Raw genomic sequence first — 24,693 nt, 5'->3', positions numbered from 1 at the left:
CTCGTCTCAAGGAAGGCCTCACCGGCGGCCGAAGGCACCGGCACCGCGCCGGAAGGCTCACCGTCACCGGAGGGCAGCGCCACCGCGCCAAAGGGCTCGTCGCCGGAGCCCGCCAGCAGCGCGGCACCGACCGTGCCGCCGCCCGAAGCCTCCGGCGCCGCGCCGGAAAGCTCGCCGCTTCCGGAAACCGCCGACGCTGCGGCACGAACCTCGCCGTCACCCCCGACCGCCGTTGCGTCGGTGCCGAGCCCTCCGTCAGCGGAGCCCTCCGGCGCTTCGGTGGACAATCCAGCCACCGGGGCGGACGATCCGGCCCCGCTAGCGGGCGATCCAGCCCCCGTGGCAGGTGATCCAGCCGCCGTGGCAGGTGCTGACGCCGTTGTTGCAGGCTCCGGCGTCGCAGGGACCGTCGGCTCCTCGGGCGCCTTCACGGCGTCGCCCAGCGCCTCCCGGCCTCCGAGGACGGCACTTCCTGCGGCCTCCCGGCCCCCGACGTCGGCGCTTCCTGCGGCCTCATGCGCGCCCTGCCGCGACGCGCCCAGGCCAGGCGCGGGCGGCTCGGCCCCTTGCGTGTCCTCAGCGGGTCGCGGCGCATCCTCCGCCACGGCGGCACCCGCCGCGCGGGTGCCCGTGTCGGCGGCCTCGCCGCGCGCGTCCACGCCGCCAGACCCCGCGTCGCGGGCGTCCGTGTCGGCGGTCTGCCGCGTGTCAGTCTCGCGCGCGCCCGCCTCGCGTGCCTCCGTCTCGTCGGTCTCCGCGACGGCGGGATCCGGGCCCGCCGACGCCGTGTTCTCCGCACCCGTGATGGGCGGGAGGAGGTCGGGGTCCTCGAGGCGGGGGGCGCCCGGCTGGGCCAGGGAGCCCGGGAGGGTCATCCAGGCGGGCAGCGGCGGCTCGGAGTCGGGCGAGCGGCGCGGGCCGGGCAGCCGGTTGTCGTCAGTCATGGGTCGCTTTCTCCGCCGATTCCTCGTAGTCGTCCCCCACCGCGACCTCGCCGTCGTCGGTGCCCGTCCAGGTCACGTGCAGCTCGCCGAGCGGCTCGACCTGCTCGAACGTCACCGCCGACTCGCGGAACAGCTCGAGCACGGCGAGGAAGCGCGCGATGACCTCGAACGTGCCCTGGCAGTCGGCGGTCAGCGCGCGGAACGTGGCCCGCCGCAGCCGGCGCAGGTGGCTCACCAGGATGGCGGCCTGCTCCTTGACGCTGGCGAGCGGCTGGTAGATGTGGCCGGTGCTCACGGTGGGCGGCAGCTTGGGGGTGAACGCCTTGGCCGCGATCTTCGCGAGCTGCTCGGGCCCGATGCCGAGCACCAGCTCGGGCAGCAGGTTGGCGAACTGCGGCTCCATCGGCACCGTACGCGGGTAGCGCAGGGACTCCTCGGCCATCCGCGCGGCGAAGATCTTCGCGACTTCCTTGTACGCCTTGTACTGCAGGAGCCGCGCGAACAGCAGGTCTCTGGCCTCCAGCAGCGCCAGGTCCTCTTCGTCCTCGACCTCGCCGGACGGCAGCAGCCTGGCCGCCTTGAGGTCGAGGAGGGTCGCCGCGACCAGCAGGAAGTGGCTGGTCTGGTCGAGGTCCCACTCCGGCCCACGCGAGCGGATGTAGGCGATGAACTCGTCGGTGACCTTGGAGAGCGAGACCTCGGTGATGTCGAGCTTGTGCTTGGCGATGAGGCCGAGGAGCAGGTCGAAGGGTCCTTCGAAGACGTCCAGGTGGACCTGGAAGCCTTGGGGCTCGGTCTGCTCTTCGGTCACCTGGCCATTGTGGCAGGCGCGCGCCAGCGCGAGAGCACCTCTCGGGCCAGCTCACGGTAGGCGTTTGCGCCGAGCGAGGACGGGTCGAACGTCGTGATCGGCTCGCCTGCCACGGTGGCGTCGGGGAAGCGCACCGTACGGTTGATCACGGTGTGGAACACCTTGTCGCCGAACGCCTCCACGACGCGGGCCAGCACCTCGCGGCCGTGCAGGGTACGGGCGTCGTACATGGTGGCGAGCAGGCCCTCGAGCTCCAGGCCCTCGTTGAGCCGCTCCTGCACCTTGGAGATGGTGTCCATGAGCAGGGCGACACCGCGCAGCGCGAAGAACTCGCACTCCAGCGGCACCATGACGCCGTGGGCGGCGGTGAGGGCGTTGATGGTGAGCAGGCCGAGCGACGGCTGGCAGTCGATGAGGCAGACGTCGTAGTGGGGCAGCAGCGGCTTGATGACCCGGCTCAGCACCTGCTCGCGGGCGACCTCGGTGACGAGCTGCACCTCGGCCGCGGACAGGTCGATGTTGCTCGGCAGCAGGTCGAGGCCCTCGACGCCGGTCTGCAGCAGGACGTCTTCCGCGGTGACCCCGCGCTCCATGAGCAGGTTGTAGACCGTGAGGTCGAGCTGCAGCGGATTGATGCCGAGCCCGACGGAGAGCGCGCCCTGCGGGTCGAAGTCGACCAGCAGGACCTTGAGGCCGTATTCGACGAGCGCGGCGCCGAGGTTGATGGTCGTGGTGGTCTTGCCCACGCCGCCCTTCTGGTTGACCATCGCAACCACGCGCGCCGGGCCGTGCACCGTGGGAGGCACCGGCTCGGGGAACACGGGTCTGGGCCGCTGCGTCGGGCCCAAATTGACGCCGTTGGAGGGCGCGTTGGTCTTGGTGTCGCCCCAGGGGTTGTCGGGGGTCCCCGGGGTCGAACCGTTGGTCGTCACAGTCACCAGCTCGAACCTCCCTGACGATCCCGAACCGGACCGTCCGGACGGACACTATGGCGTCGCCACTTAACGCGGCAAGGCGGCACGCCGTGGGCGGCGCACGTCCCAAAAGACTATAGATCACTGCCGGGCACGCGGATGCGCGGCGGCGTAGACCTCGCGGAGCTTGTCGACCGTGACCAGGGTGTAGACCTGGGTGGTCGTCACCGAGGCGTGGCCGAGCAGCTCCTGCACAACCCTAACGTCCGCCCCGCCGTCCAAAAGGTGAGTTGCAAAGGAATGCCGGAGTACGTGGGGACTTATCCCGTCGAGTCCGGCTCGTTCGGCGGCGGCCTGCAGCACCTCCCAGGCGCCCTGCCGGGTCAGACGGCCGCCGCGGGCGTTGAGGAAGACGGCGGAGGTGCCGCGCCCGTGGGCGAGCAGCCCGGGCCTGGCCCGCACCAGGTACGCGTCCAGCGCGGCGCGCGCGTAGCGGCCGAGCGGCACGATCCGCGTGCGGCCGCCCTTGCCGTGCAGGCGCACCTGGTCGTCCTCGAGGTCGTCCACGGCCAGCCCGACGGCCTCGGAGATGCGCGCGCCGGTGCCGTAGAGCACTTCGAGCAGGGCGCGGTTGCGCAGCGTCAGAGGGGCCCCGTCGGGGCCTGAGGCGGCGATGAGCCGCTCGACCTCGTCCACGCCGATCGCCTTGGGCAGGCGGCGCAGCCGGCGCGGCGGGCGCACCTCATGGGCGGGGTCGTGCGCCGTGACGCCTTCGCGCAGGGCGAAGCGGTGCAGCCCGCGCACGGCGGAGACGGCGCGGGCGGCGGAGCTGGCCACGAGGGCGGGATGCTCGCCGTCGCCCTCGCGCAGCGCGGCGAGGAAGGCCTGGACGTCGGCCTCCCCCACCTCGTCGAGCGCCAGGCGGCCGCGCGCCCGGAGATGCTCGACGTAGCGTTGCAGGTCACGGCGGTAGGACGCGAGCGTGTTGGCAGCCAGACCACGTTCTACCGCGAGATGGGCGAGGTAGCTGGAGAGCACCGCCTCCACGAACAGGTCCTTCCGTCACGCCTCCGGGGCGTCGGCGGGGCGCAACCGGGCGAACCCCTCAGCCGAAGCCGCGTACGCGGCGAGGATACCGGCCACGGCCGTGGAATTGTGGATCATTCCCTGGAGGACCTTCTCGACCGCGTCGGCCAGCGGCACCCATTCGACCGGCATGCCGATCTCCTCGTGCCGCTGGACGAAGTCGTTCTCCTCGTCAGGGATCTTGGTCAGGCCGCGCGCCAGGAACACCCTGACCCGCTCGTCGGTCATGCCGGGCGACGAGCGCAGGTCGGCCAGGGTGTGCCAGGTCTCGGCGCGGTCGCCGGCCTCCTCGGCGAGCTCGCGCGCGGCGGTCTCGACCAGCGGCTCGCCCTCCACGTCGCGGATCCCCGCGGGCAGCTCCCACATCAGGTGGCGGGTGGGGTGGCGGTACTGCCTGATGAGCAGGACGCGGTCGTGCTCGTCGAGTGCGAGCGCGGCCACGGCACCCGGGTGGACGACGTAGTCGCGCTCGGCGACCTCGTCGCGGGGCATCCTGACGGTGTCGGTGACGACGTCGATGATGTGGCCCTTGAAGCGATGACGCGTTTCGACGACGTCCCACGACTCGGGCGTGTCGGCGATCAGCGGGCCGTCGGGGCGCCCGCTCACGGGTGCACCTTGGCGCTGCCGACGCGGCTGTCGGCGTAGACGAGCGCGGCGGCGATCAGGCCCTTGAACATCGGGTTGGCCCGGGTCGGCCGCGACTTGAACTCGGGGTGCGCCTGGGTGCCGATGAAGAACGGGTGGACGTCGGTGGGCAGCTCGGTGTACTCGACCAGCCGGCCGTCGGGCGACAGGCCGGAGAAGACCAGGCCGACCTGCTCGAGCCGCTCGCGGTAGGCGTTGTTGACCTCGTAGCGGTGGCGGTGGCGCTCGTCGGCCTTGGCCTTGCCGCCGTACAGCTCCCGGGCCAGCGTGCCCTCGCCGAGCTTGGCGGTGTAGCTGCCGAGCCGCATGGTGCCGCCCATGTCGCGCTCGCCGGCGATGACGTCTTCCTGGTCGGCCATGGTGGAGATGACCGGGTGCTTGGTGTCGGGGTCGAACTCGGAGGAGTTGGCGTTCTCGAGCCCGGCCAGGTTGCGCGCGGCCTCGATGACCATGCCCTGCATGCCGAGGCAGATGCCGAGCAGCGGGATCTTGTTCTCGCGGGCGTGGCGGATGGCGCCGATCTTGCCCTCGATGCCGCGCACGCCGAAGCCTCCGGGGATCAGCACGCCGTCGACGCCGTCGAGCTCGCGCTCTGCGCCCTCGGGGGTCTCGCAGTCGTCGCTCTTGACCCAGCGGATGTTGACGCGGGCGTCGTTGGCGAAGCCGCCGGCGCGCAGCGCCTCGGTGACCGACAGGTACGCGTCCGGCAGGTCGATGTACTTGCCGACCAGCGCGATCGTGACCTCCTTGGCCGGGCGGTGCACCCGGCGCAGGAGCTGCTCCCACTCCGTCCAGTCGACGTCGCGGAAGGGCAGGCCGAGCCGGCGCACGACGTACGCGTCGAGGCCCTCGGCGTGGAGCACCTTCGGGATGTCGTAGATGGAGGCCGCGTCGACGGCGGAGACGACCGCGTCCTCGTCGACGTCGCACATCAGGCTGATCTTGCGCTTGATCGCGGTCTGCACCGGACGGTCGGAGCGCAGCACGATCGCGTCGGGCTGGATGCCGATGCTGCGCAGCGCTGCCACGCTGTGCTGGGTCGGCTTGGTCTTGAGCTCGCCCGACGGCCCGATGTACGGCAGCAGCGACACGTGCAGGAAGAACACGTTGTCGCGGCCCACCTCGTGCCGGATCTGGCGCACGGCCTCGAGGAACGGCTGGGACTCGATGTCGCCGACCGTGCCGCCCACCTCGGTGATGACCACGTCCACGTCAGGACCGGCCATGCCCCGGATGCGGTCCTTGATCTCGTTGGTGATGTGGGGGATGACCTGCACGGTGTCGCCCAGGTATTCGCCCCGCCGCTCCTTGGCGATCACGTTGGAGTAGACCTGGCCGGTGGTGACGTTGGCCGAGCCGTGGAGATCGGTGTCGAGGAAGCGCTCGTAGTGACCGATGTCGAGGTCGGTCTCCGCGCCGTCCTCGGTGACGAACACCTCACCGTGCTGGAACGGGTTCATGGTCCCGGGGTCGACGTTGAGATAAGGGTCGAGCTTCTGCATGGTGACCCTGAGACCGCGCCCCTTGAGAAGGCGACCGAGGCTGGATGCCGTGAGCCCCTTGCCGAGACTGGAGGCGACACCGCCGGTGACGAACAGATGCTTGGTTTGCGATGCGCTGCGCAAAGGGGCTCCCGTGGCTCGAGGTGTGGTCGGAATGTCCACGGGCTCTCAGGATATCAAACAACGCCCTTCACATGCCCGAACGGCTTGACCTAGCGGTAACTTTGGTCCCTATGTCACTCGTTCGGCGGGCTTTGGGGGCGTTGATTCACCGTACGTACGCGGCGATCCGCCATGCCGGAGCGATCACCCCGTCCACGCCATCGGGCTACCGATTCCGGCGTATCGGTGACGGCGTCAGCATCGCCTTCCCCCTGGCGCGATCTTCGGCGAGGAGTGGATCGAGATCGGCGATCACACGCTCGTCGGTGAGCGGGTGTCGCTGTCGTGCGGCATGGTGCCCGGTCACGACCTCGGCCCCGACTCCATCCTGCGCATCGGCGGCGGCTGCTCGATCGGCCGGGGCTCGCACATCGTCGCGCACCAGTCCATCGACATCGGCGACCACGTCTTCACCGGCCCGTACGTCTACATCACCGACCAGAACCACGTCTACGACGACCCCGACGTGCCGATCGGGCGGCAGTGGCCGCGCAACAGCCCGGTCTCGATCGGCTCGGGCTCCTGGCTGGGCGCGGGCGCGATCATCCTGCCCGGCACCACGCTGGGCCGCCAGTGCGTGGTCGCGGGCGGCGCGGTGGTGCGCGGTGAGTTCCCCGATCACAGCGTGGTCGCCGGGGTGCCGGCCAGGCGGGTCCGCGGCTATTCGCCCGAGCTTGGCTGGCACACGCCTGTCACGCAGGACGCCACCATGCGCTGAGCACCGCAGCGCTTCCGGCCCTACGCGCTGAGGCCCGGTCCGCCGTCGCGCCCGTCACTCGCGGTCCCGCACGCCGAACCCCCTGCCCACCGCACCCCAGCCCCGCACGCGACGGCGGTTCCGGGGATGGACCGAACAAGCTTCTGACGGTTAGCGTCGGTGCATGCGGACCGCGATATGTGAGCGTTTAGGGATCGAGTTCCCGTTGTTCGCCTTCAGCCACTGCCGTGACGTGGTGGCGGCCGTCACGAACGCGGGCGGGTTCGGGGTGCTGGGCGCGGTCGCGTACTCTCCCGAGCAGCTCGACACCGAGCTGACGTGGCTGGACGAGCAGGTGGGCGGCCGGCCGTACGGGGTGGACGTGCTCGTCCCCGGCACGATCGACGCCTCGGCCCACGACCGGCGCGCGCACCTCATGGACGCCGTGCCCGACCGGCACCGCGACTTCATCACGCACTTGATGACCAAGTACGGCGTCAGCACGCCCGTCAGGCCGATGGGCGCGACCGCCGACGAGATGGGCAGGCGGGTGACCGCGGCCGGCGCGACGGGACTGATCGACGTGGCGCTCAAGCACCGCATCGGCCTCATCGCCAGCGCCCTGGGGCCGCCGCCGCCCGAGATGGTGACCAGAGCCAGGGAGGCGGGCGTGCCGGTGGCGGCCCTGGTGGGCACCGTCGAGCACGCGCGCAGGCAGATCGCCGCCGGGGCCGACATCATCGTGGCGCAGGGCACGGAGGCGGGCGGCCACACCGGCGACGTCTCCACGATGGTGCTGGTGCCGCAGGTCGTGGACGCGGTCGCGCCCGTTCCCGTGCTGGCCGCGGGCGGCATCGCGTCCGGGCGGCAGATGGCGGCGGCCATGGCGCTCGGCGCGGAGGGCGTGTGGTGCGGCTCGGTCTGGCTGACGACCGAGGAGGCCGAGACGTCGCCCGCGGTCAAGCGGAAGCTGCTCGCGGCCTCGTCGCTGGACACGGTGCGCTCGCGCTCCCGTACGGGAAAGCCCGCCCGCCAGCTCAAGTCCGCCTGGACCGAGGAGTGGGACGGCGCCGAGGAGAGCCCGGGACCGCTGGGCATGCCGCTGCAGCTGCTGCTCGCCGAGGGCGCGATGGCGCGGATCGGCGCGGCGGCGGAGAAGGGCGAGCCCGGCGCGATCGAGCTGGTCAACTACTTCGTCGGGCAGGTCGTCGGCCAGCTCGACCAGGTACGCCCGGCCAGGGACGTGGTGTACGACATGATCAGCGAGTTCGGCGAGGCGGTCGAGCGCCTGGGCAGGCTCACAGCGGAGTGACCGGCTGCCGCCCCGCCACCTCGGCTCCATCCCCGTCGCGGACCGCATCAGGGCGTGCCTGGCCGTCAGGGACGAGGGCACCGTCCCGTGCGACAACGACGCCTGCGCCACAAGATCGCCCGCGCCCGGCCGCTCGACCGGGCGCTGACCGAAGTCACCGACCCCGGTCTTCGGGACCTCATGGACGAGGCCGCCAGGGCAGACTAGGGGGATGCTCGCCGCTCTGACCGGTTTGGGGCTGTCCACGGCGGCCGGCCTCAACGCCTACATCCCCCTCCTCATCGTGGGTGTGCTCGCCAACTTCACCGACGCCGTACGCCTGCCGGACGGCTACTCCTGGCTGTCGAACTGGGGCGTGCTCGCGATCATCGCCGTGCTGCTGATCGCCGAGCTGGTGCTGGACAAGGTGCCCGCGATCGACAGCGTCAACGACACCATCCAGACCGTGATCCGCCCTGCGTCCGGCGGCGTGGTCTTCTCCGCCACCAACGCCGCCGCCGAGTTCGAACGCTCGGCCTGGATGAGCGAGCACCCCTGGGCCGGGTGGCTGATCGGCATCGTGGCGGCGCTGGCCGTACACGCGGTCAAGGCGCTCGTCCGTCCGGTGGTCAACGCGGGCACGGCCGGGTTCGGCGCGCCGGTGCTGAGCACCGCCGAGGACGCGGGCTCCATCGGGATGAGCCTGGTCGCGGTGTTCGCGCCCGTGCTGGTGCTGGTCGCGCTGCTGGTGCTCGCCGTGCTCGCCTTCCTGCTGATCCGGCGGGTACGGCGGGCGCGCGCCCGCAAGAGGGAGGCGCGTACCGGCCCGCCCCTGTGACCCCGCCCGGCCGCGGCTCTCCACCCCGCCCGGCCGCGGCTCTCCACCCCGCCCGGCCGCGGCTTTCCGCCCCGCCCGGCCCGGCGCGTGGGCGGTCAGAGGCGGCGCAGCCAGCCCTCCACCGCGTGCACGAACGCCTCGGGCCGCTCCTCGTGCAGCCGGTGGCTCGCGCCCTCCCAGCACAGCACCGCCGAGGTCGGGTCCTTGAGCAGCCCGCTCTCCCACTGCGCGCGCCCGGGGTCCGCCCAGATCGACAGCACCGGGCAGCGCCTGCGTGCGAGATAGTCGTCGCTGGCCGGGCGCACCCCGATCGCGTCCCCGCTGACGAACATGGCCTCGAACGCCTGCGCCAGCACGTGCGGCGGCATGCCGTACAGGCGGCGCTTGTGCCAGCGCCTGATGAGGGCGGGGGTGCCGGCGTTCGTGCACCACTCGTCGATGCGCTCGGCGGCCTCGTGCGGGCGCTCGCCGCGCAGGGCCGCGATCATCCCGGGGAAGCCGGCGGCGATCTCGGCGCTCATGCCGTAGCCGGGGTCGAGGGTGACGAGTGCCCGTACGCGCTGGGGATGCTCGACGGCCAGGATCGAGACCACCTGCGCCCCCATGGAGTGGCCGACCGCCACCACCTGCGGGATGCCGAGGCGGCCGAGCATGACCTCAAGGTCCTCGGCCATCGCACGCGGCGTGTTCCCGGTCTCGGGGACCGACGAGTAGCCGTGGCCGCGCAGATCCACCGCGATGACGCGGTGCCCGGCGGACAGCGCGTCGATGTGCCACGACCACTGGTGGGAGTCGGCGCCCCAGCCGTGCACGAGCAGCAGCGGCGGCTCGCCGCCCGCCTCGCCGTCGTCGGTGTAGAAGAGCCGGACGCCCGGCTCGACCTGCGCGTACGGCACCTAGCCTCCGACCCTCCGCAGCAGCGGCGTCTCGCCCGCCGCCCATGCCGGCCCGCCCTTCGCGAGCGTGATCCCTGCCGCCATGTCAGCACAGCGTCCGGGCCCGATCAAGAGCTTGCTCGGGTACGCCGTCACGCGCCCCGCCCCTGAACCGCCCGCGCGCACTATCCTTCAAAGCAGCAGCGCCAACAGGAGGTGGCAACGATCAGCGAGTTCCTCATCGTCGTACTGGTGATCCTGGCGTTCCTCCTGTTCCTCGGCGGCCTCGGCATCTTCCTGATCGTCAAGCTGGCCAAGAAGGCCGCGGTCAAGGCCAAGGAGGCCACCGCCCGCATCACGACCCACGTCAACGCCATGGGCACGGGCGACGCCGCCGAGGTGGAGCGTCTCCGGCTCGACCTGCGTCGCGAGGTCTCGCTCACCCGCCAGGCCGTCGAACAGGCCCAGCGCCAGGGCTGGGGGCTCGGCGAGCTGCCCCGGCTGCTGGCCGACCTCACCGCGCAGGCCGACGTCCACGACCAGCAGCTCGGCATGTACGCGCAGCAGCGCCGCATGTCCCCGTACGTCGATCACGCCACGCTCGACCGCCTGCGCCGGCACCAGGCCACGCTGACCGCCATGTGCGCCCGCATCCGCGCCGACCTGCTGAGCAACCAGGTCCAGCACACCGGGGCCGGCATCGCCGACCTCACCCAGCGCACCGACCTGGAGATCGAGGCCCGCCGCCCCGCCCCCGACCCGCTCGACGAGATCGACGATCTGTATCGCCGCACGATGCAGGAGCGCAAAGACCTCCCCTGACGGGCCGCACCCGAGACCTGCGCACAGGTCCTTGGGCGAGCGCCCGAGACCTGCGCAGAGGCCCCTGGGCGAGCGCCCGAAAAGGATCATCAGGAGGGCAGCAGGGTCGCGAGAGTACGCGCGAACGCCTCCGGATTGTCGAGCATGATGTTGTGCCCAGACTCCGGGATGCCCAGCACCCGCACCCCGGCCGCCCGCAGCTCCCCGGCCCCGTCCGGCTCGTCACCCTCGGGAAAGAGGAAGGCACGCGGAATGGCGGTCAGCCCGATCAGCAGCTCGCGCATGGTCGGCGTGGTGCCCTGGGCCAGGCTGACCGCCGTACGGTGCAGGCCGCGCAGGTCGGCCAGGCGCATCGTGGACCACCAGTGCGGCCCCACCCGGTCGCGCACCTCCTTCCAGCCGCCCGACACGAACTCCTCCTCGCCGTAGGCGGCGATGCCGCTGGTGCCCGGGCGCGGGGGCGTCACCGGATAGGGGTCGAGGTTGGCGTCCACCAGGATCAGGTCGGCCACCAGGCCGGGATGCCGCGCCGCCGCCACGATGGCGACGGCCCCGCCCATGCTGTGCGCGATCACCGCCGCGCCCGCCACACCCGCCTTGCGCAGCGCCTCGGCGAGCGCGTCGGCGTGGGCCTCCAGCGTGTACGAGAAGTCCTGCGGGCGGTCGCTGATGCCGAACCCGAGCAGGTCGATGAGGAGGGAACGGCGGCGCGGCAGCGCCGGGTGCGCCGCGACCTCCGCGTAGTAGGGGGCCGACGTGGCGCCGAGGCCGTGGACGTACACGCGGGCCGGCTCCCCGCCCGGCAGCTCGACCCAGCGCATGCGGGCGCCGCTGGGATGAACGATGGCATCGTGCATGACAGCCCTCCTCATGTATCGAAGCCAATATATATCGAACCCGATATATAATCGGGGCATGCTGGAGCTGGCCATCCTGGGATTCCTGAGGGATCAGCCGTTGCACGGATACGACCTGCGTACGCGTGTGGCCGCCCTGATGGGCCACGTACGCCCGATCGCCGACGGCACCCTCTACCCCGCGATCAAGCGCCTGGCCGACGCCGGCTGGGTGCTCAGGAAGGACGAGCCCGGTGTGGCCGCGGCGCCCCGCCGCATGCTCTACCTGACGCCGGAGGGGCAGGCCGAGCTCGAACGCCGGCTGCGCGAGCCCGCCGACCTCGACATCAGCGACGAGAACCGGTGGTTCACGCTGCTGGCGTTCCTGAGACACCTCGGGGAGCCGAAGGAGCAGGCGGCGGTGCTGCGGCGGCGGCTCGCCTTCCTGGAGGAGCCGACCAGCTTCTTCTACGACGGCGACCGGCCGATGGCCGCCGAGGAGTTCCCCGACCCGTTCCGCCAGGGCCTGCTCACCATCGCCCACGCCACCAGCCAAGCCGAACTGGCCTGGCTCCACACCACCCTCGCCGCCCTGGAAACGCCCGGCGAAACCCCGCCCAGCTGAACACGCCAGGACGCCGCGGCCCGCCCGCAGCGGGGACACAGCACAGCCGGTCCCCCGGTCAGCCAGACACGGCGCATCGGCACACGCGTGTTATTCGGCGCACCCGCCGCGAAGCAAGGGGACGGCCTACCGCCGATCGCGCTCCCCAGCCCCAGCCGAACCCCGCAAACCGCAGGGCGGTCAGCTACAAGCCGCACAAGCGCGGGGCGCGCCACCGCAAGCCACGACAACGGAGCGGCCGCGAGCCGTGCGAGGCACGAAGCCGGCGCTACAAACCGCCTGAAGAGCAGGACAGGCCGCCGCAAGCCGGGAGAGACGGCGGGCGGGCGTATGGCGTGCGAGCACTGAGCCGGCCGTTGCGAGCCAAGTAAGCGGACGGCCACTGGTTGTGCGAGGTGCGGGGGGTGGGCCGCCACCACGCTCGGGGTGGTCGGTGCGCGGCGGCCCGGGAGGGGTTCTCGAAGTGAAGGGTCAGGACGGGGAGGGGCTGGTGCGGATGACGTCGCCGGTGGCGGCGTCGATGGTGACCTCGTGCTTGGCGCCGTCAGTCGTGACGACGTCGGACTCCCAGACGGTCTTGTCCCGCTCGTCGTCCAGCGCCAGCTCCGTGATGCGCCCCTCGGGCACCGCGGCGGTGATCTTGTCGGCGGCCTGGGCGTAGTCGAGCTTGGCCGCGGCCACCCGGTCGCGGAGCTCGGCCTTGTCGTCGGCGTCGTCCTGTTCGCTGGTCGGGCCGGTCACGACCTTGCCGCCCTCCACGTCGAGCTGGTACTCCGTGCCGTCTTTGCCGACGACCTGGACCTCCCAGCGGCTGCCGTTCTCCTCGGCCTCCATGGAGATCACCTTGGAGCCGGGTACGGCCGCCAGCGCCGCCTGCCCGGCCTGCTTCAACTCCTCCAGGCTCTGCTGGGCGGAGCCCGGCGTGCCGGGGCTGCCGTCCGGCGTGGCGGTGCCAGGGCTGATCGGCATGTCGGTGCTTTCGGCCGTGGGCGTGCCGAGGGTCGGCGACGACCGTACGGCCAGCCGCTCGGCCTCGCTCGTCACCGCCCCGCAGCCCCCTGCGAGCACCGTGGCGCCGACCAGGGCACCGATGATCGACTTGTTCATACCCTGGACGCTGCCCGCCAGAAGGTAAAGCATTCGCCCAGGTCAGGCCACCGGAACGCGTCTGCCGCTGCGCCCACCCCGCCGCCGGACACGCCCCCGTCGCCGGGAACACCACCCTCACCAGGCACGCCGTCCTCGCCAGCAGCCCTTCGCCAGACACCCCGCTGTCACCGGGCCCGCCGCCATCGCGGGCCCAAGGCCCTCAGGGGCACAGCGCCTTCGCCGGGCACGCCGCCATCCGTCACCAGGCGCACCACCGCCGCCGGATACGCACGTCATCACAGACACGCCCCGTCGCCGGACACAGCGCCCTCATCAGACCGCCCCATCGCGGGTCCAAACCCTGAGGGGCACGGCGCCTTCGCTGGGTACAGCACCTTCGCCGGGCGGGTACCGGCTGCGGCGGGTGCCGAGCGCGGCGTGTGCCGAGCGCGGCCGGCGTTCAGCGCGGTGGGCGCGGTGTACGGCGGGCGCGCACACGCCCGGCGATGAGCGTGGCAGCCACAAGCACGCCCGGCGATGAGCGTGGCGAGCACGAGCACACCAGGCGATGAGCGCGGCGAGCACCGGCACACCAGGCGATGAGCGCGGCGAGCACCGGCACACCAGGCCGTGAGCGCGGCGAGCACAAGCACACCAGGCCGTGAGCGCGGCGGAAGCCGACTACAGCGGGAGCCGGGTGCGGCGGGTGCTGAAGCGGAGGCGTCGCGCAGGGTTGTGCCCGGCGACGATGCCAGGCCCGGCAACGGTGCCAGGCCCGGCGACGGTGCCAGGCCCGGCGACGGCGGCATGCCCGTGCCCGTCGCCCCCGGAGCGGCGCGCCCCCTACTCGACCCCCGCCTCGCGCATGTCGCGCAGCTCGCGCTTGAGCTCCTTGATCTCGTCGCGCAGCCGCGCCGCCACCTCGAACTGCAGGTCGGCCGCCGCCTGGTGCATCTGCTCGGTCAGCGACTCGATGAGGGACTCCATCTGCGCGCGCGGCATCTCGCCCGCGATGGCCTTGGCGTGCTGGCCGGCCTGGCGGGCGCTGAGGCCGGGCACCGGGGCCTTGCCGCGGGACTGCTGGCGACCGCCGCCCATGAGCTGCTGGGTGTCGGCGTCTTCGCGCTGCAGCGAGTCGAGGATGTCGGCGATCTTCTTCCGCAGCGGCTGCGGGTCGATGCCGTGGGCCTCGTTGTAGGCGATCTGCTTGGCCCGGCGCCGGTTGGTCTCGTCGATCGCCCGCTCCATGGACGGGGTGATCTTGTCGGCGTACATGTGGACCTGGCCCGACACGTTTCGGGCGGCGCGGCCGATGGTCTGGATCAGCGACGTCTCCGACCGCAGGAAGCCCTCCTTGTCGGCGTCGAGGATGGCCACCAGCGACACCTCGGGCAGGTCGAGGCCCTCGCGCAGGAGGTTGATGCCGACCAGCACGTCGAACTCGCCGGTGCGCAGCTCGCGCAGCAGCTCGATGCGGCGCAGCGTGTCGACCTCGCTGTGGAGGTAGCGGACCCGGATGCCGAGCTCCAGCAGGTAGTCGGTGAGGTCTTCGGCCATCTTCTTCGTCAGCGTGGTGACCAGCACGCGCTCGTCGCGCTCGGCGCGCTCGCGGATCTCGTGGACCAGGTCGTCGATCTGGCCCTTGGTGGGCTTGACCACGATCTCCGGATCGACCAGGCCGGTCGGGCGGATGACCTGCTCGACGACCTCGCCCTTGACCCGCCCCAGCTCGTACGGCCCCGGCGTCGCCGACAGGTAGACGGTCTGGCCGATGCGCTCCAGGAACTCCTCCCACTTCAGCGGCCGGTTGTCGAGCGCCGACGGAAGCCGGAAGCCGTGCTCGACCAGCGTGCGCTTGCGGGAGGCATCGCCTTCGTACATGGCGCCGATCTGCGGGACGGTCTGGTGGGACTCGTCGAGGACCAGCAGGAAGTCTTCTGGGAAGTAGTCGAGCAGCGTGTTGGGCGCGCTGCCCGGCTCGCGGCCGTCCATGTGGCGCGAGTAGTTCTCGATGCCGTTGCAGGTGCCGATCTGGCGCATCATCTCGATGTCGTACGTGGTGCGCATGCGCAGCCGCTGGGCCTCCAGCAGCTTGCCCTGCCGCTCCAGCTCGGCCAGCCGCTCGGCCAGCTCGGCCTCGATGCCCGCGATGGCGGCCGCCATGCGCTCCTCGCCCGCGACGTAGTGGGAGGCGGGGAAGATGTAGAGCTCTTCGTCCTCGGTGATGACCTCGCCGGTGAGCGGGTGCATGGTCGAGAGCTTCTCGATCTCGTCGCCGAACATCTCGATGCGGACGGCGAGCTCTTCGTACTTCGGGATGATCTCGATGGTGTCGCCGCGCACCCGGAACGTGCCGCGGGTGAAGGCCATGTCGTTGCGGGTGTACTGCATGTCGACCAGGCGGCGCAGGAGCTGGTCGCGGTCGATGTCCATGCCGACGCGCAGGCGGGTCATGCGGTCGACGTATTCCTGCGGCGTGCCGAGGCCGTAGATGCACGACACCGATGCGACCACGACGGTGTCGCGGCGGGTGAGCAGCGAGTTGGTGGCCGAGTGGCGCAGCCGCTCGACCTCGTCGTTGATCGACGAGTCCTTCTCGATGTAGGTGTCGCTCTGCGGGACGTACGCCTCCGGCTGGTAGTAGTCGTAGTAGGAGACGAAGTATTCGACCGCGTTGTTGGGCAGCATCTCGCGCAGCTCGTTGGCGAACTGCGCGGCGAGCGTCTTGTTGGGCTGCATGACCAGGGTGGGCCGCTGCAGCCGCTCGATCAGCCACGCGATGGTGGCGGTCTTGCCCGTGCCGGTGGCGCCGAGCAGGACGCTGTCCTTCTCCCCGGCCTTGATGCGGCGCTCCAGCTCGGCGATGGCCGTCGGCTGGTCGCCTGATGGAGTCATCTCGGTGACGACCTTGAACGGCGCCACCTTCCGCTGCAAATCAGTGACCGGTCGCATGTTGCCACTGTAGGCGGCCCGACTGACAGAAAAAGTCAGGCCGGAAGCCCACCCGGGCGCCGGCGGCGATGGCGCGCCGCGATCCCTTGGCGGGCAGGGGATGCGGCGCCGCGATCGGTGTCCATGATCGCCGTCGGTCGCCCCTCCGCTACAGCCAGCAATACCCATATGGCATCACATTGCAAGCGAACCGTAAGCCATACCCGATACGGTCGAATCCGCCTGTAGCGGAAAAGGAAGGTTCGATGTCACGACCCAGAGAGGCACTGATCCAGGCAGGACGGGGCGTAGCCCAGGCGGTGGCCCAAGGGGGTGACGTCCGCCAGGCCGTCGGACAGGCCGTGGGACAGATGGCCGGTCAGGCCGGAGCGATGCCGAACCAAGGCGGTCAGCCCGGCCAGGGCTTCGCGCTGAATCCGCACGACTTCGCCGCGGCCCGCGACGGCGGTCAGTCGCTGGGGACCTCGATCGAGGCGAGGACCGCCTCGCTGAACGAGGCCGGCGAGATCGTCAACCGCAGCTGGACCGAGAACGGGATGCACGTCATCTCCCCGGTGGTGATCCCCAAGGGCAGCACCGCCAAGGTGGTCGTGCCGCTGAGCGTCCTGGTGGTGCTCGGCCTCATCGGCGCGCTCGGCAACATCATCCCCAACGCCGAGGTGCTCTTCGGCCTCCACTACTGGATCGTGCTGGTGCTCGCCGCCGCGTTCCTGTGGTGGCGGCGCAGCGTGGTGATGGTGCCCGAGGGCTGCAAGGCGCTCATCACGCAGTTCGGCAAGCTCGTGCACATCGCCGACCCCGGGCGGGTGACGCTGTTCAACCCGTGGAAGCGGGTCAGCTACATCGTCAACACCACGCGCGAGTACCCGTTCAACGCCCCGATCAGCGAGGCGCCCACGCAGCAGGGCGTCAAGGCGAGCGTGGACCTGTTCCTGCAGTTCAGGATCGAGAACCCGGCCGAGTTCATCTTCGTGCTCGGCTCGGTCAGCGGCTTTCAGTCCAAGCTGCAGAACGCCATCAGCGAGGTCACCCGCTCCCTGATCTACGCCCAGCGGGCCGAGGAGATCTACGACCTCGTCGGCGAGAGCACGGTCGGCATGCTGGAGAGCCTCAACCAGCAGTTCCTGCCCGCCGTACGGCTCACCGACGTCAACATCACGCACGCCGAGCCGTCCAGCCAGGAGTACCGCATGGACCTGGCCGCGCCCGAGATGGTGCGCGTCGCCAAGGAGGCCTACACCTACGAGTACGAGCTCCAGCTGCGCAAGGAGCAGAACGAGGGTGACCTGGTCAAGGAGCTGGCCGGGCTGCAGGAGACGCTGAGCGCCATCCAGGCGGAGATCGCGAGCTACCAGGCCCGTATGGACACCGCGCTCGAACGCGCCACCCACCAGGCGACCGCGCAGGCCAGGCAGCGCCTCATCGAGGCGGAGTCCAAGGCGAACGCCAACGCCGCGCTCCTGGAGGCGCAGGCGCTGGACATCAGGGCGCTGTCGGCCGCCGAGGCGCCCGAGATCCTCGACTACCGCTTCCAGCAGGACCTGTTGAACAAGCTGGAGTCCGTCGCCGCCAGGCTGCCCCAGGTGGTGCAGGTGGGCGACGAGACCGAGATCGACTTCCTGGCCCTGGCCCAGCAGCTCGTGGGCGGCAAGGACGCGGCGCTGTTCTCCGAGGAGGACATGGCCGCCATCCGCGGCAGGCTCGACGAGATCGCGGCGCGCGTCCGCGCCCGTGAGGCCGAGATCGCCGGTCTGCTGCAGAAGGCCGCGGCCGACGTGGAGGAGCCGCCACCGCCCACGCCGCCGCAGGCGCAGGTGTCCGACGCCGACCTCGAACGCACGGTGGAGCGGCTGCTGCCGAACGGCCCGCACCACGGAGAGCCTGGGAGTGCCATCTGATGAGCAGGGAATTCTCGAAGATCAAGGAGTCGCTGGCCTCCTGGAGTGAGATCCGCCAGCTCCTGCGCGGCGGCGAGCAGGGCCAGCTCGTGCCGGTCGTCATCCCCAAGGACCGGCGCGGCTTCGCGTGGATGACGCTGGTGTTCCTGGCGATCTACTTCGCCGGCATGGCCGTGCTCACCGACCTGACGCTCATCGCGGCGCTCGCCGCGCTGGTGTTCCTGCTGCTCGCGCTGCTCACGGTGTGGCGCAAGGCGATCATCGAGATCGAGGAGGGCACGACCGGCGTGCGCAGCCGCTGGGGCGCCATCACCGGCACCCTCCCGCCGGGCCGCCACTACCTGTGGCTGCCGTGGGACCGGGTGGACGCGGTGGTGGACACCTCGACGGAGATCCCGTACTCGGCGCCGATCGTGGCCTGCCCCACGGCCGAGAACGTGCCGCTGAAGTCGATCGAGTTCTTCCTGAAGTTCCGGATCGTGGACCCGGTCGCGTTCGTCCGCACCATCGGGGCGAGCAACTTCGACCTGGTGCTCTCCAGCGCCGTGCAGGACGCCATCAGGCAGCGCAGCCGCAAGGTCCACACCGAGCGGGCGTACGACCTGCGCGGCTCCGACGTCGGCGACATGCAGGACGCGCTCAACCGCCAGCTCGGCCGCTATGGCGTGCGCATCACCGGCGCCAACATCCCCGACGTGCAGCTTCCCGACCAGTACCAGCAGCACCTGGCCACCCGCGAGAAGGTCGCCAAGGAGATGTCGGCCTACGAGCGCGAGTGGGAGCTGACCCGCAAGCGCCGCATCGACACGCTGCTGATGGAGATCGAGCGCTCGAAGAAGACGCGTGACGCCCGCGTGGTCGAGGTCAAGGCCGCCTACAACACCGCGCGCAAGGACGTGGCGCGCATGCTGGAGGAGCAGGAGACCGAGGCGCAGCGGGTGACGTGGGAGATCGAGGCGCGCGGCAGGGCCGAGCTGACCGCCGCCGAGAACGAGGCCAAGGCGCTGCGGCGGCTGGCCGAGTCGTACCGGGACAACCGGGCCGTGCTGCAGTACGAGCTGGCCCGCAGGCGCCTCGACGTGGGCGCCAAGCTCGCGGAGAACGCGCCGCAGCCGCTGGTCGTGCGCACCCAGCAGGGCCAGTCGGACTCCGCGCTCAGCACCCTCCTGCTCGCCCAGCTCCTCCCCCGCATCTCGGGAGCCGGGTCGGCAAACGTGAACGGCCACACACCTTCCGCTTCCGCTTAGGAGAACCTCCATGGTGTTCCGCAAACTGATGGCCGCTTTCGGCGCGGGCGTCGAGGTCGACACGGTGCTGACCGGCAGGGACGTACGGCCGGGCGAGCTGCTGCGCGGCGTCGTCCACTTCCGTGGCGGCAAGTCCGACTACAAGGTCGAGGGCATCTACATCGACCTCACGGCCGTGGTCGAGGTCGAGTCGGGCGACAGCGAGTACAAGACGAGCTACAGCTTCCAGCGCACGCAGGTCGCCGGGACGTTCCAGCTCGCGGCGGGCGCGCAGCACCAGCACCCGTTCGAGGTCCCGATCCCGTGGGAGACCCCGATCAGCGCGGTGGGCGGGCATCCGCTGCACGGCATGAAGCTGGGCGTGCACACGGAGCTGGCGCTGGCGGGCGCGCTCGACAAGGGCGACCTCGACCCGCTGTACGTCAGCCCGCTGCCGGCCCAGAACCACGTGCTCGCGGCGCTGGACCGGATGGGCTTCCGGTTCAAGGGCGCCGACCTGGAGCGCGGCACGCTGTACGGCTCGACGATGCCGTTCTTCCAGGAGATCGAGTACTACGCGGGAGGCGAGTGGCGGCGCCGCTTCAACGAGCTGGAGCTGACGTTCATCGCCGGGCCGCACCAGATGGACGTCATCCTGGAGGCCGACAAGAAGGGCGGCTTCCTGACCTCCGGCCACGATGCGTACAACCGCTTCACCGTGCGCTATGACGACCCGCCGCAGGCGGCGGACGCGGCGTTGCAGCGCGGGCTGGAGGCGATGGCCCGGCGCAGGGGCTGGTTCTAGCGCGTCCTAGAGCCGTGCCACCGCGAGCAGGTGGCCGCTGACCCCCAGCAGCGACGGCACGGACTCCACCCGACGGGCGGCGTCGAGCAGCAGCTCGCGCCGCCCTTCGTCGTCCAGCCAGTCGTTGACGTCGCCGTAGAGCCAGAAGGCGCCCTCCAGGCCGTAACGCCGCGGCTCGGGCAGCCCGGCGTCGGCGAACTCGCCGGGGATGTCGTCGGGGTCGTGCAGGTAGGCGCGGAACCCGCTCCCCGCGCCCTCCCCGGTGATCAGGAGGCCGGTCTCGAGCGAGGTGTGCACGGCGAAGCGCCACGCGCCCTGCGGGTAGATGCCGAGGTGCACGGTGTCGTGGAGTGCGGCGTACCGGCTGATGAAGGCGGCGGCGATCACCCCGCCCGGCTTGGCGGCGCGGCGGGCCTCGCGCAGCGCGCGCAGCCGGTCGTCGCGCTCGGGCAGGTGGTAGAGCGGGCCGAGCAGCAGCACCGCGTCGGCCTCGCCGTCGGGGACCGGCAGGTCGCGGGCGTCGCCGAGGCGCGCCGTCACGCCGGGCAGCTCGCCCGCCTCGGCCACGTGCAGCGGCACCGGGTCGATCACCTCGACCTCGTAGCCCTCTTCGGCCGGCCACTCGGCGTGCACGCCGGTGCCGCCGCCCACGTCGAGCACGCGGGCCGGGGCCGGGGGCAGGGTGCGGCGCAGGACGTCGCGCGTGCGCCAGTACTCCAGCCGGCCGCGTCCCTCGCGCAGCCGGGTACGCTCGCCGCCGCGCTCGTAGTAGGCCATGAGGACGGGATCGGTGATCATGGCGCGATCCTCAGCGCCGCCCCGCGGGCGAGGCGAGCGATTATCCCCGGCGCGAAGCCCCGGCCCGAGGCCAGAACCCCGGCACGGAATCCCCGGCGCAGTAGGGGTTTCGCGCCTTTGCGCGAGCTGGCAGTGCCATGGTGCGATCGTTACCATGACGACAGGCACTGACTGATCATGAGACGGCGGGGCGGGGCGCATGGGACGGTTCAAGGCGGCGATGCGCAGGACCGCCCTGTGGGGGGCGCGCAACGCCGACGGCGCCATCGCGCTCGGGCTTGCCTTCGTGGTGGGCGTGCTCGGCATCCTGCCGCCGGAGCTCTTCGGCGAAGACGGCAACGAGATCCAGACGCAGCTCGTGAACGCGTCGGCCCTGGTGATCATGGCGCTGGTGGCCACCGCGCTGCTGCGCGACCGCGCCCGCCAGGCCCCCGTGGAGAAGACGATCACCTCGGGCGCGCTGGCCGAGCTGCCGATCAGGCTGGCCCGCCTGGAGGAGATCGAGACGCTGGCCCACAGCACCCGGCACGCCCTCGACGCGCTGCAGCTCGTCCGCGTGCTGGGCAGCAGGCAGGAGATCGCGCAGTGCCACGCCGAGGCCAGGCGCGACACCACCCGGTGGATCTTCAAGGGCGGCACCGGCACCTACCTGCGGGCCGTCACGCTGCCGCAGTGCGTGGCCGCCGCCCGCAAGGACAAGCGCCACCTCACCGTGCGCATCGAGGTCATCGACCCCTCCGACCTGGAGGTGTGCGAGACGTACGCCCACTACCGCCGCTCGCTGTCCGACGCCCCCGACGGCACCGGCGAGACGTGGACGACCGACCGGGTCAGGAAGGAGTCGTACGCGACCGTGCTGGCCGCCTTCTGGCACCGCCAGCGTTACGGCCTGCTCGACATCGGGGTGGCCCTGTCGTCCACGATGACCACTTTCCGCTGGGACCTGTCGTCGAGCCGCGTCATCATGACGGTCGAAGACCCCAACAAGGCCATGACGGCGCTCAGGGACACCTTCTACTACGAGAACTGCGACACCGAGCTGCGGCTCAGCTTCGAGCAGGCGCGGCGGGTGCCGCTGGAGATGTACCGGAAGGTGCCGCTGAGCGACGAGCCCACGATCGAGGAGGTGCAGGAGCTGTTCGAGCGCGTGGGGCTGCCCTTGCCCAAGTCCTACAACGGGCGCGACGTCGTCGACATCGCGCGCAAGGCGCTGCGTGCCGTGGACCCGTACGGATGAGCATCGAAGGGGTGCGGCGGCTGGTCGACGAGGGGCGCGCCAGGGCGTGGGCCTTGGAGGAGCTGTCGCGGCCGGGCCTGACCGCGGTGCGTCATCCGCTCGGGTTCGTCTGCCTGCCGATCGAGCGCGACGGCGGCGACGGCGTGTGCCTGCACGTGTGGTCCGGTTCGCTCGCCCACGCCGAGGTGACCACCTCGCAGATCCACTGCCACAGCTGGGACCTGGTCAGTCACGTGCTCTACGGCCAGGTGCGCAACGTGCACGTGGTCGTCACCGACGCGGGAGCCGACGCCACCCACCGCGTCTACGAGGTGGTCAGCGGCGCCGACGGCGACCGCATCTCTCCCACCGGGCGCACCGTGCGCCATGCGACGGGGCTGGTGGAGGTCTTCGGCCCCGGCGACACGTACACGCTGGCCGCCGACCGCTTCCACAGCAGCGTCGTGCCCGAAGATGGTGAGGCGGCCACCATCGCGCTCGGCCGTGGCAGGCCGGGCGCCCGCGACCTGTCGCTGGGCCCGCTTGACGGCGGCGCCCACCACGTGGCGAGGCAGCCGCTGGACGCCGAGGAGACGGCGCTGGCCGTCCGCCTGATCACCGCGCATCTGACCTGAGAGGGCAACGCCGATGGACCTGGACCACGCTCGCACGGTCGCCGTCGAAGCCGCCGAGGCCGCGGGGGCGCTGATCCGGGAGGGCACGCGGCGCAGCCTGCGGGTGCACGCCAAGGGCGACGCCGGAGACGTGGTGACCGACCTCGACCTCGCGTCGGAGAAGCTGCTGCTTGAGCGGATCCTGACGGCGTTCCCGTCGCACGCGGTGATCGCCGAGGAGTCGGGGCTGAACGGCGCGGCGGGCTGCGAGTGGACGTGGCTGGTCGATCCGCTCGACGGCACCAACAACATCGCCATCGGGCTGCCCGCGTACGTGGTGGGGGTGGCGCTGTGCCGGGCCGGCCGGCCGCAGCTCGGCGTGGTGCACGACCCGGTCTCGGCGCAGACGTGGTCGGCCATCAAAGGCAGGGGCGCGCTGGCGTCGTCAGGCCGGCGGCTGTCCGCGCCGTACGCGCCGAGCCCGCACGGGCCGCTGCTGGCCTGGATCCAGGGCTACGGCATCGCCAGGGACGACGCGACCGTGCTCAGGCTGAAGTCGGCGCTCGACCTCCACGCCCGCCGGGTGCTGCAGCTGTGGACGCCGCTGCTGTCGTGGGCGATGCTGGCCCGCGGCGACATCGACGGCATCGTGGGCTACCGCACCGGGGTGGTGGACCTGCCGGCGGGCGCGCTGCTCGCGCAGGAGGCGGGCATCGAGATCAGGGCGCTGGACGGCGGCCCGTACGACGAGCGCATCCAGGGCGCGGCCGATGAGCGCAGCTACGTGGCCGCGCATCCGCGCGCCCTGCCCGGCCTGCTCGCGCTGCTCCAGTGACGGCCTGAACGATCAGCCGAACGCGACCAGCGCCCACACCGTCGCCGCCGTACCCACGACGGCGAGGCCGGCGCCGGTGAGCAGGAAGCGCGGCATCGGCACGGTCACGTCGTGGCGGCGGCACGACTCGAACCACAGCAGCGTGGCGAGCGACGCCCACGGCGTGATGACCGGGCCGACGTTGGTGCCGGCCAGCAGCGCCAGCAGGTGGTCCTGCTGGACGGCCGGGATGACGATCTCGACCGCCTTGTACGCCGGCAGATTGTTGATCAGGTTGGCCAGCCCGGCCCCCACGGCGGCGATGCGCAGCGGATCGTCGTCGGTGCCGATCAGCCAGGTCATCAGTGCCGACAGGCCGTTGCCGCTGAGCGTGGGCACCACCAGGAACAGCCCGGTCACGAAGATGATGAGCTGCCACGGGATCAGGCTCCACCTCAGCCGCTCGCGGGCGCGCACCAGGAACGCGGCCACGACGATGACCGCCGCCGCCACGGCCGCCACCGCGACGTGCGCGCCGAGCAGCAGCAGCACGATGAACAGCAGGCAGCCGGCCGCCGCCGTCGCGAACAGCACCCGGTCGGCCACCGGCTCCAGCACCGGTGGGACGTAGCGCAGATCGCGCCGCTCGCCCCTGCGCCAGAAGAACACCCACAGGAACGCCATCGTCACCGCGATCGCGGCGAGCTGGGGCGCCCACATGCGGGCGGCGAACTCCTGCGTGGTAAGACCGATCTTGGTCATGCCGAGGAGGTTCGTCAGGTTGGAGACCGGCAGCAGCAGGCTCGCGGTGTTGGCCAGCCAGATCGTTGTCATGGCTAAAGGCAGCGCGGCGATGCGCGCGCGGGGCGCCAGGGCCAGCATCACGGGGGTGAGCAGGACGGCCGTCGTGTCCAGGTTCAGGAAGATCGTGACGAGGGACGCGAAGGCCGTGCAGAGGAGGAAGAGCGCGGCATAGTTGCCGCGGCCGAGCACCGCCATCCTCGCCGCGATCGCGTCGAAGACCTGCGCCTCCTTGGTCAGCTCGGCCACCACGATGATCGCCACCAGGAAGACCAGCAGCGGCCCGATCTCGCTCAGGCTCTCGACGGCCGCCTCCCACGGCAGCAACCCGGTCGCCACGAAGACCAGCCCCAGAATCAGCAGCCCGATCCTGATCCAGTCGAGTACGCCAAGACGCCGCAACACCTGACGATGATCGCACACACGCTG

Annotated in this window: 22 protein-coding genes; 11 read left to right on the top strand and 11 right to left on the bottom strand. The window is 71.3% G+C overall.

What is annotated here, in order from left to right:
• Window positions 1-936: 936 nt before the first annotated feature.
• The 5 genes from ACFMQL_RS28425 to ACFMQL_RS28405 form a co-directional block, all read right to left on the bottom strand.
• Window positions 937-1,755, bottom strand: a complete 819-nt coding sequence (locus tag ACFMQL_RS28425; RefSeq protein WP_364054514.1) for a segregation/condensation protein A — start codon at window positions 1,753-1,755, stop codon at window positions 937-939.
• Window positions 1,752-2,693 (bottom strand): ParA family protein, encoded by a 942-nt coding sequence (locus tag ACFMQL_RS28420; RefSeq protein WP_364054517.1) that lies wholly within the window; start codon window positions 2,691-2,693, stop codon window positions 1,752-1,754. Before ACFMQL_RS28420 ends, ACFMQL_RS28425 begins: the two co-directional genes overlap by 4 nt.
• Window positions 2,694-2,810: 117 nt before the next feature.
• A complete protein-coding gene (locus ACFMQL_RS28415; RefSeq protein WP_378787856.1) occupies window positions 2,811-3,716 on the bottom strand; it encodes a site-specific tyrosine recombinase XerD in 906 nt (301 codons plus the stop codon).
• A gap of 15 nt (window positions 3,717-3,731) precedes the next feature.
• The gene (locus ACFMQL_RS28410; RefSeq protein WP_378787854.1) at window positions 3,732-4,364 is read right to left on the bottom strand and encodes an NUDIX domain-containing protein; all 633 of its coding nucleotides are present in this window, start codon (window positions 4,362-4,364) and stop codon (window positions 3,732-3,734) included.
• Window positions 4,361-6,028 (bottom strand): CTP synthase, encoded by a 1,668-nt coding sequence (locus tag ACFMQL_RS28405; protein WP_364054526.1) that lies wholly within the window; start codon window positions 6,026-6,028, stop codon window positions 4,361-4,363. Before ACFMQL_RS28405 ends, ACFMQL_RS28410 begins: the two co-directional genes overlap by 4 nt.
• 313 nt (window positions 6,029-6,341) lie before the next feature.
• Between ACFMQL_RS28405 and ACFMQL_RS28400 the strand changes: the two genes are divergently transcribed.
• The 3 genes from ACFMQL_RS28400 to ACFMQL_RS28390 all read left to right on the top strand — a co-directional run bounded on the left by ACFMQL_RS28400 (window position 6,342) and on the right by ACFMQL_RS28390 (window position 8,893).
• The gene (locus ACFMQL_RS28400; protein ID WP_378787852.1) at window positions 6,342-6,785 is read left to right on the top strand and encodes an acyltransferase; all 444 of its coding nucleotides are present in this window, start codon (window positions 6,342-6,344) and stop codon (window positions 6,783-6,785) included.
• 163 nt (window positions 6,786-6,948) lie between these two features.
• Window positions 6,949-8,076 carry a nitronate monooxygenase family protein gene (locus ACFMQL_RS28395; protein WP_364054532.1) on the top strand — a complete coding sequence of 376 codons (1,128 nt, stop codon included), beginning with the start codon at window positions 6,949-6,951 and terminating at the stop codon, window positions 8,074-8,076.
• A gap of 211 nt (window positions 8,077-8,287) precedes the next feature.
• On the top strand, window positions 8,288-8,893 hold the full coding sequence (locus tag ACFMQL_RS28390) for a DUF4126 domain-containing protein (protein WP_364054535.1): 606 nt from the start codon (window positions 8,288-8,290) through the stop codon (window positions 8,891-8,893).
• A 95-nt stretch (window positions 8,894-8,988) separates the two neighbouring features.
• On the opposite strand, the gene ACFMQL_RS28385 is transcribed toward ACFMQL_RS28390, so the two are convergent.
• Complete coding sequence (locus tag ACFMQL_RS28385) at window positions 8,989-9,789, bottom strand: alpha/beta fold hydrolase (protein ID WP_378787849.1); 801 nt, start codon at window positions 9,787-9,789, stop codon at window positions 8,989-8,991.
• A 195-nt stretch (window positions 9,790-9,984) separates the two neighbouring features.
• Between ACFMQL_RS28385 and ACFMQL_RS28380 the strand changes: the two genes are divergently transcribed.
• A complete protein-coding gene (locus tag ACFMQL_RS28380; RefSeq protein WP_364054541.1) occupies window positions 9,985-10,590 on the top strand; it encodes a hypothetical protein in 606 nt (201 codons plus the stop codon).
• A gap of 89 nt (window positions 10,591-10,679) precedes the next feature.
• On the opposite strand, the gene ACFMQL_RS28375 is transcribed toward ACFMQL_RS28380, so the two are convergent.
• Complete coding sequence (locus ACFMQL_RS28375) at window positions 10,680-11,447, bottom strand: alpha/beta hydrolase (protein ID WP_364054544.1); 768 nt, start codon at window positions 11,445-11,447, stop codon at window positions 10,680-10,682.
• 58 nt (window positions 11,448-11,505) lie between these two features.
• On the opposite strand from ACFMQL_RS28375, the gene ACFMQL_RS28370 reads away from it, so the two are divergent.
• Window positions 11,506-12,051: a PadR family transcriptional regulator gene (locus ACFMQL_RS28370; RefSeq protein ID WP_364054547.1), complete on the top strand. Its 546-nt coding sequence runs from the start codon at window positions 11,506-11,508 to the stop codon at window positions 12,049-12,051.
• Between the two features lie 471 nt (window positions 12,052-12,522).
• Here ACFMQL_RS28370 and ACFMQL_RS28365 read toward each other — a convergent pair whose 3' ends face one another.
• Together ACFMQL_RS28365 and uvrB are read right to left on the bottom strand one after the other, a co-directional pair.
• Window positions 12,523-13,158: a PepSY domain-containing protein gene (locus ACFMQL_RS28365; protein WP_378787847.1), complete on the bottom strand. Its 636-nt coding sequence runs from the start codon at window positions 13,156-13,158 to the stop codon at window positions 12,523-12,525.
• 825 nt (window positions 13,159-13,983) lie between these two features.
• Entirely contained in the window at window positions 13,984-16,092 is a 2,109-nt protein-coding gene (gene uvrB / locus ACFMQL_RS28360) for an excinuclease ABC subunit UvrB (protein WP_364054552.1), read from the bottom strand.
• 245 nt (window positions 16,093-16,337) lie between these two features.
• On the opposite strand from uvrB, the gene ACFMQL_RS28355 reads away from it, so the two are divergent.
• The 3 genes from ACFMQL_RS28355 to ACFMQL_RS28345 are packed head-to-tail and all read left to right on the top strand — an operon-like array spanning window position 16,338 to window position 20,021.
• Complete coding sequence (locus ACFMQL_RS28355; RefSeq protein ID WP_378787845.1) at window positions 16,338-17,990, top strand: SPFH domain-containing protein; 1,653 nt, start codon at window positions 16,338-16,340, stop codon at window positions 17,988-17,990.
• Complete coding sequence (locus ACFMQL_RS28350) at window positions 17,990-19,237, top strand: SPFH domain-containing protein (protein ID WP_378787844.1); 1,248 nt, start codon at window positions 17,990-17,992, stop codon at window positions 19,235-19,237. Before ACFMQL_RS28355 ends, ACFMQL_RS28350 begins: the two co-directional genes overlap by 1 nt.
• A 10-nt stretch (window positions 19,238-19,247) precedes the next feature.
• Entirely contained in the window at window positions 19,248-20,021 is a 774-nt protein-coding gene (locus ACFMQL_RS28345; protein WP_364054560.1) for a sporulation protein, read from the top strand.
• A 6-nt stretch (window positions 20,022-20,027) separates the two neighbouring features.
• Here the strand turns inward: ACFMQL_RS28345 and ACFMQL_RS28340 are convergent, their stop codons facing one another.
• On the bottom strand, window positions 20,028-20,819 hold the full coding sequence (locus ACFMQL_RS28340; RefSeq protein ID WP_378787842.1) for a class I SAM-dependent methyltransferase: 792 nt from the start codon (window positions 20,817-20,819) through the stop codon (window positions 20,028-20,030).
• Between the two features lie 199 nt (window positions 20,820-21,018).
• Here ACFMQL_RS28340 and ACFMQL_RS28335 point away from each other — a divergent pair, with 199 nt between their 5' ends.
• The 3 genes from ACFMQL_RS28335 to ACFMQL_RS28325 are packed head-to-tail and all read left to right on the top strand — an operon-like array spanning window position 21,019 to window position 23,484.
• Complete coding sequence (locus ACFMQL_RS28335) at window positions 21,019-22,056, top strand: hypothetical protein (RefSeq protein ID WP_364054566.1); 1,038 nt, start codon at window positions 21,019-21,021, stop codon at window positions 22,054-22,056.
• Window positions 22,053-22,670: a hypothetical protein gene (locus tag ACFMQL_RS28330; RefSeq protein ID WP_364054569.1), complete on the top strand. Its 618-nt coding sequence runs from the start codon at window positions 22,053-22,055 to the stop codon at window positions 22,668-22,670. Before ACFMQL_RS28335 ends, ACFMQL_RS28330 begins: the two co-directional genes overlap by 4 nt.
• Window positions 22,671-22,683: 13 nt before the next feature.
• On the top strand, window positions 22,684-23,484 hold the full coding sequence (locus tag ACFMQL_RS28325) for an inositol monophosphatase family protein (protein WP_364054572.1): 801 nt from the start codon (window positions 22,684-22,686) through the stop codon (window positions 23,482-23,484).
• Window positions 23,485-23,496: 12 nt separating this feature from the next.
• On the opposite strand, the gene ACFMQL_RS28320 is transcribed toward ACFMQL_RS28325, so the two are convergent.
• Window positions 23,497-24,669, bottom strand: coding sequence for an SLC13 family permease (locus ACFMQL_RS28320; protein ID WP_364054575.1), 1,173 nt, complete (start codon window positions 24,667-24,669; stop codon window positions 23,497-23,499).
• Between the last annotated feature and the right edge of the window lie 24 nt (window positions 24,670-24,693).

Source organism: Nonomuraea fastidiosa (assembly GCF_042751225.1).
GTDB lineage: Bacteria > Actinomycetota > Actinomycetes > Streptosporangiales > Streptosporangiaceae > Nonomuraea > Nonomuraea fastidiosa.
This window is presented reverse-complemented; position numbering and strand designations above follow the sequence as displayed.

Excerpts from the sequence above, each read along its gene's own strand:
- ACFMQL_RS28355 (WP_378787845.1), top strand. The coding sequence starts at position 16,338 with ATGTCACGACCCAGAGAGGCACTGATCCAGGCAGGACGGGGCGTAGCC.
- ACFMQL_RS28375 (WP_364054544.1), bottom strand. The coding sequence starts at position 11,447 with ATGCACGATGCCATCGTTCATCCCAGCGGCGCCCGCATGCGCTGGGTC.
- ACFMQL_RS28370 (WP_364054547.1), top strand. The coding sequence starts at position 11,506 with ATGCTGGAGCTGGCCATCCTGGGATTCCTGAGGGATCAGCCGTTGCAC.
- ACFMQL_RS28330 (WP_364054569.1), top strand. The coding sequence starts at position 22,053 with ATGAGCATCGAAGGGGTGCGGCGGCTGGTCGACGAGGGGCGCGCCAGG.
- ACFMQL_RS28390 (WP_364054535.1), top strand. The coding sequence starts at position 8,288 with ATGCTCGCCGCTCTGACCGGTTTGGGGCTGTCCACGGCGGCCGGCCTC.
- ACFMQL_RS28335 (WP_364054566.1), top strand. The coding sequence starts at position 21,019 with ATGGGACGGTTCAAGGCGGCGATGCGCAGGACCGCCCTGTGGGGGGCG.
- uvrB (WP_364054552.1), bottom strand. The coding sequence starts at position 16,092 with ATGCGACCGGTCACTGATTTGCAGCGGAAGGTGGCGCCGTTCAAGGTC.
- ACFMQL_RS28325 (WP_364054572.1), top strand. The coding sequence starts at position 22,684 with ATGGACCTGGACCACGCTCGCACGGTCGCCGTCGAAGCCGCCGAGGCC.
- ACFMQL_RS28395 (WP_364054532.1), top strand. The coding sequence starts at position 6,949 with ATGCGGACCGCGATATGTGAGCGTTTAGGGATCGAGTTCCCGTTGTTC.
- ACFMQL_RS28345 (WP_364054560.1), top strand. The coding sequence starts at position 19,248 with ATGGTGTTCCGCAAACTGATGGCCGCTTTCGGCGCGGGCGTCGAGGTC.
- ACFMQL_RS28340 (WP_378787842.1), bottom strand. The coding sequence starts at position 20,819 with ATGATCACCGATCCCGTCCTCATGGCCTACTACGAGCGCGGCGGCGAG.
- ACFMQL_RS28365 (WP_378787847.1), bottom strand. The coding sequence starts at position 13,158 with ATGAACAAGTCGATCATCGGTGCCCTGGTCGGCGCCACGGTGCTCGCA.
- ACFMQL_RS28350 (WP_378787844.1), top strand. The coding sequence starts at position 17,990 with ATGAGCAGGGAATTCTCGAAGATCAAGGAGTCGCTGGCCTCCTGGAGT.